At 61.0% G+C, this 577-nt stretch carries 1 protein-coding gene; it reads left to right on the top strand.

Going from position 1 to position 577, the window contains the following annotated elements; translation table 11 throughout:
• Nucleotides 1-346 precede the first annotated feature (346 nt).
• The coding region (locus L6Q67_RS24170; RefSeq protein WP_296576255.1) for a hypothetical protein at nucleotides 347-577 on the top strand (231 nt) is incomplete at its 3' end.

Below are 577 nucleotides of genomic sequence, written 5' to 3'. Positions count from 1 at the left end.
TTCCTCGAAGTCCTGGCCAGCCGCCTGTCCCTCGCCAACAGCCGCATCGCCAACGTCTGAACCCGCACCGTCGCGCCACCGTCGCGCCACCGGCGCGGCACCGGCGCGGCAGAACGGATTTTGTCGGCATTTTATACACGCCCCCGCCGTTTTCCGCCCCCGATTTCGTCGTGCCTTTTTATACCCTTAAAAATCATGACCATACTCCCCAAAGGGGGAAACGGAATGAAACTTGCTTTACCTAATCCGACCAAAAAGCGGACCCACGTCACACTCGTGACTGGCGGGCCTGCATATACTGCAAATAAATCACGCCTGTCATGGCGCCAGTTGAACGAGGTTTAGGATGAATCTGGAACACCCCGAAAAATCTGCCGAGCTGCAACCCAGCAACGACGGCCAGACGCCCAAGGCCAATCGCCGCAAGCTCATCCAGACCGGCCTGGCCGGTGCGCCGCTGCTGATGGCCCTGAAGAGCGTTCCCGCGCTGGCCGCCGAATGCAAGCAGCCGTCCGGTTTTTCCGCGTCCGGCAACCTGAGCCAGAACGGCACCGCCCCCTGCGCCCCGAAGATGAAC

The sequence above is a fragment of the Zoogloea sp. genome, from assembly GCF_023150065.1.
Taxonomy (GTDB): Bacteria; Pseudomonadota; Gammaproteobacteria; order Burkholderiales; family Rhodocyclaceae; genus Zoogloea.
This window is presented reverse-complemented; position numbering and strand designations above follow the sequence as displayed.